This is a genomic window from Myxococcota bacterium, from assembly GCA_035498015.1.
GTDB lineage: Bacteria > Myxococcota_A > UBA9160 > SZUA-336 > SZUA-336 > VGRW01.
Genome location: DATKAO010000120.1, coordinates 1 through 6,765, shown reverse-complemented (window position 1 = coordinate 6,765; position 6,765 = coordinate 1). Strand labels below are relative to the sequence as shown.

Genomic DNA, 6,765 nt, shown 5'->3' with positions numbered 1-6,765 from the left:
CGGTGCCGGATCCGGCAGGGCTCGCCCGCCGCCGGCGCGAGATCGAGCGAGGCCAGGTGGTACACGAGCTCGAAGCGCGGCTCGCGCCCGAGATAGTCCACGCAGGTCAGGTCCACCAGCAGGTTGAAGGCCAGTGCGCCGTCGTCGCGCAGCCGCTGCAGACACTCGCGCGCCCGCGCCTCCGGCACGAGCACCGTCGCGTCGCCCTGGTGCGCGTGCGTGTCGAGCACGTCGGCGCCGAGCAGCGCGCGCACCTTTGCGAGCAGCTCTTCCGCCGCCGACATCAGCGCGCGTAGTCCCGGCGGATCAGGTCGAGCCGGCGGCCGAGCTGCTGCTCGGTGCGCAGCAGGTCCTTCATGTGCCACAGCATCGCGCCGCGCTCATAGGTCGCGAGCTCGACGTCGCGGCTCATCACGATCGCCTCCTCGGGGCAGGCTTCTTCGCACAGGCCGCAGAACATGCAGCGCGACATGTCGATGTCGAACACCGACGGAATGCGCTCGATCGCGTCCGGCGTCTCGGCCGGCAGGATCGTGATGCAGTCCGTGGGACAGGCGAACTCACACAGCCCGCACGCCACGCACTTGGGCTCGCCGCTCTCGAGCTGCACCAGCACGGGGTGGCCGCGGAACGCGTCGGAGTAGTCGAGTCTCTGCTCGGGGTACTGCACCACGAAGGTCGACGGCCGGCCGACCATGTAGCCCCAGAAGTTCCGGAAGAAGACGCGCGCGGTGACTGCCAGGCCCACGAAGATCGTCGGCAGATACAGCCGCTCGGCCCAGCCGAGCCGCTCCGCGCGACGAACCTTGACCACCTTGCCCGGCACTCGTCCCTCGACCCCCCGAGTCGCGCGCGATTATACGGAAGGGGTCGTCGGATTCAACGTGCGCGCGCCGGATTCCGCTGCTTTGGCCAGCTTTTCCGCGCGGTACGAGGAGCGGACGAGCGGCCCCGAGAACACCTCGTCGAAGCCGAGCCCGCGCGCCTCGTCGGCCCAGGCGTCGAACTCCTCGGGCGTGACCCAGCGCGCGACGGGCAGGTGCTTGGGGCTGGGCGCGAGGTACTGGCCGATCGTGAGCAGCCGGCAGCCGTGCGCGCGGATGTCGCGCAGCGCGCTGCGGATCTCGTCTGCCATCTCGCCCAGGCCGAGCATGAGGCCCGTCTTGGTCGGGATTTCGGGCCGCAGGCGCGCGGCGTTCGCGAGCAGCGCGAGCGAGCGGTCGTAGCGCCCGGCCTTGCGCACGGGACGCTGCAGGCGCTCGACCGTCTCGAGGTTGTGATTCAACACGTCGGGCGAGGCCGCGAGCACGGTCTCGAGGGCAGGCAGCGAGCCCTTGAAGTCGGGGATCAGCACTTCGACGCGGCAGCCGGGCGCGTGCGCGCGGATCGCGGCGATCGTGTGCGCGAAGTGCTCGGCGCCGCCGTCCTCGAGCTCGTCGCGCGCCACGGCAGTCACGACCGCGAAGCGCAGGCCGAGCTCGCGGATCGCGTGCGCCACGCGCGCGGGCTCGCCGGGATCCAGCGGCCCCGGCCGCCCGGTGGCCACGTCGCAGAAGCCACAGGCGCGCGTGCACTGGTTGCCGGCGATCATGAACGTGGCGGTGCCGTGGGCCCAGCACTCGCCGAGGTTCGGGCAGGCCGCGGACTGACACACCGTGTGGAGCTTCTCCTCGCGCACCAGCGTGAGCAGCCGCTCGAGCTGCGGCGTTTGCTGGTAGCGCACGCGCATCCACGGCGGCCGCGCGGGCGCGCTCACGCGAACACCTTGCGCAGGCCGCGCTCGACGGCCTCGGTGACTGCCGTGAAGTCGACCGCCCGGCCCAGCACGCTGGCCATGCTGACCATCTCCACGCCCGCGAGCCCGCACGGCACGATCGCGCCGAAGCGGCCCAGGTCACAGTCGACGTTCAGCGCGAAGCCGTGCAGCGTGCGCCAGTCGCGCACGCCCACGCCGATCGACGCGATCTTCCGGCGCGCGTCGAGCCACACGCCGGCGAAGCCGGGCCGCACGTGGCCCACGATGCCGAACTCCGCGAGCGCCCCCGTCAGGACGGACTCCAGGTCCCGCAGGTAGCGGTGCAGGTCCGAGCCGTGGCGGCGCAGGTCGAGGATCGGGTAGCCCACGAGCTGGCCCGGCCCGTGCCAGGTCACGTCGCCGCCGCGACTCACTCGGAACACCTCGTAGCCGTTCTCCTGCAGCACGGCGTCGCTCGCGAGCGCGTTCTCGGGCCTGGCGCCGCGGCCGAAGGTCACCACGTCGGGGTGCTCGAGCAGGAGCACCGTCTCGCGCGCCTCGCCGCAGCGCAGCGCCTCGCGCAGCGACTCCTGCAGCGCGAGCGCGTCGCCATAGGGCACACGGCCCAGGCGGCGGACCTCGAGCGACTCAGTGACTGAGATCGTTTCCATCCTGAGCGAGGTCGCGCGGAGACTCGATCAGCTTCTTGATCTCCGCCAGGAAGTGGGCGGCGCGCACGCCGTCGATCACGCGGTGGTCGACCGCCAGGCCGAGCGTGGTCATCGCGCCGATCTCGATCCGCCCCTCGCGCACCACCGGCCGGTCGCCGATCGAGGCGACCGACAGGATCGAGCTCTGGGGCGGCGTGATGATCGCGTAGAAGCGGTCCACGCCGAACATGCCCAGGTTCGAAATGGTGAACGTGCCGTCCGCGTAGTCCGCGGGCTGCAGCTTGCGCATGCGCGCGCGCTGGATCAGCGAGTTCGCCTCCTCGGCGAGCTGCCACACCGTGCGTCCCTGACAGTCCTTCACCGTCGGCGCGACCAGCTCGTCCTGCACGTCGACGGCGAGCCCGACGTTGATCGCGTCGTAGAGCGCAATGTCGTTCTCCTCGGGCCGGTAGGTCGCGTTGACCCACGGGTGCCGCTCGAGCGCGACCGCCGCTGCCTTCAACATGAGGTGCGTGTAGGTGAGTCGCGGGCGCTTGTCGCCGGCGTCGCGGTTCAGCTGATCGCGCAGGTCGCGCAGCGCCTCGGTCGCCACGTCCATCTGGATGTAGAAGTGCGGCGCCTCGGCCTTGCTGCGCACCATGTTGCGGATCAGCGCCTTGCGCTTCTGCGACAGCTGCACCGTGCCCCGGTACAGCACCGACTCGCGCTCCTTGGAGTGCGCCTTCTCGCGCTTCCAGTGCGCCAGCAGGTCGGACTTGGTGATGCGGCCGCCCGGTCCGCTGCCCTTCACGGCCTCGAGGTCGGTGCCCTCTTCGCTCGCCATCTTCAGCGCGAGCGGAGTGGCGCGCACGCCGTCGGAGTCCGGAGCCTGGCCCTCGAGCTGGGCGAGATACGCCTCGAGGTCCGCGACCAGGATCGCGCCGGCCGGGCCGCTGCCGGTGACTTCCGACAGGTCGATCGACCTCTCCTCGGCGATGCGGCGCGCGCGCGGCGTCGCGCGCAGCCGGTCGTCGTCGGGCGCGAACACCGGAGTCACTCGCTCGCCGGGCGGCGCCGGCGGCAGCTCCACGCGCGCCGGTGCCGGCGCGGGGGACGCGGGGCGCGGCGCGGGTGCGGGCTTCGGAGCCGCGGCGGGCGCCGCAGGTCGCGGAGCCGCGGGCGCGGGCGCCGCCGCAGCGGCCGCCTTGGGCTGCGCCGCCTCGGGCGCAACGGCAGTCACTGCGTCCTCGGGCTCGCCCGGCAGGCGCAGCACGGCGATCAGCGTGCCCACCGGCACGGTCGCGCCCGCCTCGACCACGATCTGCGCCAGCGTGCCCTCGGTGTAGGCCTCGAACTCCATGTCGGCCTTGTCGGTCTCGATCTCGGCGAGCACCTCGCCGCGCTTCACCTTGTCGCCGACCTTCTTGCGCCAGGCGATGAGCCGGCCCTCTTCCATCGTGTCCGAGAGCTTCGGCATGCGGATTTGCTTGGGCATCGGGAGTGTCTCCGAGCTAGAGCGTGATCTTGAGGACGGCGTCGACGATGCGCTGCGCGTCGGGGAGCGCGAGTCTCTCGAGGTTCGAAGCGTAGGGCGTGGGCACGTTGGCGGCGCCCACGCGCTGCACCGGCGCCTCGAGCTCGTAGAACAGCGCCTCCTGGATCTGCGACGAGATCTCGGCCCCCACGCCCACCTTGCGCCAGCCTTCCTCGGCCACGACCGCACGCCGCGTGCGCATGACCGAGGCGAGGATCGTATCCAGGTCGAGCGGGTCGAGCGTGCGCGGGTCGACGACTTCCGCCTCGATGCCCTCGGCCGCGAGCAGCTCGGCGGCCTTCAGCGCCTCGTGCACCATCTTGGACCAGGCCACGATCGTGACGTCGCGGCCGGGACGCTTGATGTCGGCCACGCCGAACGGCAGGAGATACTCCTCGTCGGGCACCTCGCCCTTGGTGTTGTAGAGCATCTCGTGCTCGATGAAGAGCACGGGGTCGTCGCAGCGGATCGCGGTCTTCAACAATCCCTTGAGGTCGTAGGGCGTCGAGGGCAGCACCACGCGGATGCCCGGGGCGTTGACGAACCACGACTCGATCGAGTGCGAGTGCTGCGCGCCCTTCTGCGTGCCGCCGCCGGCCGCGGCGCGAATCACCAGCGGCAGGTGCACCTGCCCGCCGAACATGTAGCTGATCTTCGAGGCGTGGTTGATGATCTGGTCCATCGCCACGATGCCGAAGTTGAGCGTCATCAGCTCGGCCACGGGCCGCAGCCCGGTCATGGCAGCGCCGATCGCCACGCCGATGATCGCGGCCTCGGCGATCGGAGTGTCTCGCACGCGGCGCGCGCCGAACTCGGCCATGAGTCCCTCGGTCGCGCGGAACGTGCCGCCGACCAGACCCACGTCTTCGCCCAGGATGAACACTCGCTCGTCGCGCGCCATCTCCTCGGCGAGCGCGCGCTGAACGGCCTCGTAGTAGCGCAGCTCAGGCAACGGGACCCTCCACGTACAGGTCTTCGTACAGCGCTTCGGGCGAAGGGCGCGGGCTCGCCTCGGCGAAGCGCATGGCGTCCTCGACCGTCTCGTTCACTTCCTGCTGGATCTGCTCGAGCTTCGCGCGGTCCACGATGCCCGCCTCGAGCATCGACTTCGCGAGCCGGGGGATCGGGTCGCGCTTCTTCCACAGCTCGGCCTCGGCCACGCTGCGGTATTTCCCCGCGTCGGTCATGGAGTGACCCTGGTAGCGGTAGCAGCGCGCCTCGAGCAGCACCGGCCCGCCGCCCTGGCGCGAGAATCTGACCAGCTCCTCGCATTTCTCGCGCACCGCGAGCACGTCCATGCCGTTCACGACGTGGCCCGGAATGCCGTAGCCCTGGGCCTTCTTGTAGATCTCGTTGAACGCCGACGAGGTGCGCACGTCGGTGCCGATGCCGTAGAAGTTGTTCTCGCAGACGAAGATGACTCCCAGGTTCCACAGCTTGGCCATGTTCAGCGCCTCGTGGAACACGCCCTGGTTCGAGGCGCCGTCGCCGAAGAAGTTCATGACCACGCGGTCCTGCTGCTGCATTTGCATCGACAGCGCTGCGCCCACGCCGATGGGCAGGTTGCCGCCCACGATGCCGTAGCCGCCGAGCATGTACTTCGACGCGTCGAAGAAGTGCATCGAGCCGCCCTTGCCCTTGCAGATGCCCGTGGAGCGCCCGTAGAGCTCGGACATGAGCGCGCGCGGCGAAGTGTCTCGACACAGCGCGTGCGCGTGGACGCGGTAGGTGCCGATCACGTAGTCGTCGTGGTTCAGCGCCGAGATCGAGCCCGTCGCCACGGCCTCCTGGCCGATGTAGAGGTGCGTGAAGCCGCCGATGAAGCCGTCGGCGTAGGCCTCCGCGACGCCTTCCTCGAAGCGACGGATCAGCACCATCTTGCGGTACATCGTGAGTTGGTCGGCTGCTGCAATCGCCATCAGAGCTCGAACTCCGCCGCTTCCAGCACGCGCGCCACGCGGTACAGGAAGCTGTTGCCAGTGACCCCGTCGATGATGCGATGGTCGTAGGAGAGTGCCAGATACATCATGGGATGGATCGCGATCGTCTCCTCGCCGGCGTTCTCGAGCACCACGGGGCGCTTCTTCACCTCGCCCATGCGCAGGATCCCCACCTGCGGCTGGTTGATCACCGCGAACCCGTAGAGGTTCCCCTCGCGCCCGGGGTTCGACACCGTGAAGGTACCGCCCGCGAGATCGTCCGCCCCGATCGAGCGCTCGCGCGCCCTGGTGGCGAGCTCGTTGACCGCCTCGGCGATCCCCACGAGTGACAGCCGGTCCGTGTCGCGAATCACCGGCACGAGCAGACCGCGCTCGGTCTCGACCGCCACGCCCACGTGGATGCCGGCGCGCTCCACGATCGAGTCACCGACCACCGCCGAGTTGATGCGCGGGTAGTCGTGCAGCCCGCGGACCGTGGCCGCGACCACGAAGGGCAGGAACGAAAGCCCGAAGCCGTGCTCGGCTTCGAACTCCTTCTTCTTGCGCTCGCGCAGCCGCGCGAGCTTGGACAGGTCGACCTCGGCTACGGTGCCGACGTGCGGCGAGACCACGTGCGAGACCACCATGTGCTCGGCGATGCGCCGGCGGATGGCAGTGAAGGGAATCACCTTGTCCTCCGGGGTCACTCGGTGCGTCGGCACCTTCATGCGGCCCAGGAACTCGAGCAGCGTGCCGGGCGCCGCGGAGGCCGGCGCAGCCTCGGCGGCCGGGGCCGGCGCAGCCGCGGGTGCGGCGCGGGCAGTCACGTCGGCCTTCATCACGCGGCCGCCGGCGCCCGAGCCGGCGACGCCCGCGAGGTCGATGCCCTGCTCTTCCGCGACGCGCCGCGCGACCGGAGACACGCGC

At 70.5% G+C, this 6,765-nt stretch carries 8 protein-coding genes; all 8 read right to left on the bottom strand.

Annotated features, from left to right (window positions below; genetic code table 11):
• A partial coding sequence (locus VMR86_10985; GenBank protein HTO07562.1) for an NADH-quinone oxidoreductase subunit C occupies positions 1–284 on the bottom strand: 284 nt, incomplete at its 3' end.
• Positions 284–826 (bottom strand): NADH-quinone oxidoreductase subunit I, encoded by a 543-nt coding sequence (locus tag VMR86_10980; GenBank protein ID HTO07561.1) that lies wholly within the window; start codon positions 824–826, stop codon positions 284–286. The genes VMR86_10980 and VMR86_10985, both read right to left, overlap by 1 nt.
• Positions 827–856: 30 nt before the next feature.
• A complete protein-coding gene (gene lipA / locus VMR86_10975) occupies positions 857–1,756 on the bottom strand; it encodes a lipoyl synthase (GenBank protein ID HTO07560.1) in 900 nt (299 codons plus the stop codon).
• Positions 1,753–2,406, bottom strand: coding sequence for a lipoyl(octanoyl) transferase LipB (lipB, locus tag VMR86_10970; GenBank protein ID HTO07559.1), 654 nt, complete (start codon positions 2,404–2,406; stop codon positions 1,753–1,755). Before lipB ends, lipA begins: the two co-directional genes overlap by 4 nt.
• Positions 2,384–3,880, bottom strand: coding sequence for a 2-oxo acid dehydrogenase subunit E2 (locus VMR86_10965; protein ID HTO07558.1), 1,497 nt, complete (start codon positions 3,878–3,880; stop codon positions 2,384–2,386). The genes lipB and VMR86_10965 overlap by 23 nt, the downstream gene beginning before the upstream one ends.
• Before the next feature lie 16 nt (positions 3,881–3,896).
• Positions 3,897–4,871, bottom strand: coding sequence for an alpha-ketoacid dehydrogenase subunit beta (locus VMR86_10960; GenBank protein HTO07557.1), 975 nt, complete (start codon positions 4,869–4,871; stop codon positions 3,897–3,899).
• The gene (gene pdhA / locus VMR86_10955) at positions 4,864–5,838 is read right to left on the bottom strand and encodes a pyruvate dehydrogenase (acetyl-transferring) E1 component subunit alpha (GenBank protein ID HTO07556.1); all 975 of its coding nucleotides are present in this window, start codon (positions 5,836–5,838) and stop codon (positions 4,864–4,866) included. The genes VMR86_10960 and pdhA overlap by 8 nt, the downstream gene beginning before the upstream one ends.
• A partial coding sequence (locus VMR86_10950; GenBank protein HTO07555.1) for a 2-oxo acid dehydrogenase subunit E2 occupies positions 5,838–6,765 on the bottom strand: 928 nt, incomplete at its 5' end. The genes pdhA and VMR86_10950, both read right to left, overlap by 1 nt.

Coding starts and splice junctions, on each gene's coding strand:
- lipB (HTO07559.1), bottom strand. CDS start 2,406: ATGGAAACGATCTCAGTCACTGAGTCGCTCGAGGTCCGCCGCCTGGGC.
- VMR86_10965 (HTO07558.1), bottom strand. CDS start 3,880: ATGCCCAAGCAAATCCGCATGCCGAAGCTCTCGGACACGATGGAAGAG.
- pdhA (HTO07556.1), bottom strand. CDS start 5,838: ATGGCGATTGCAGCAGCCGACCAACTCACGATGTACCGCAAGATGGTG.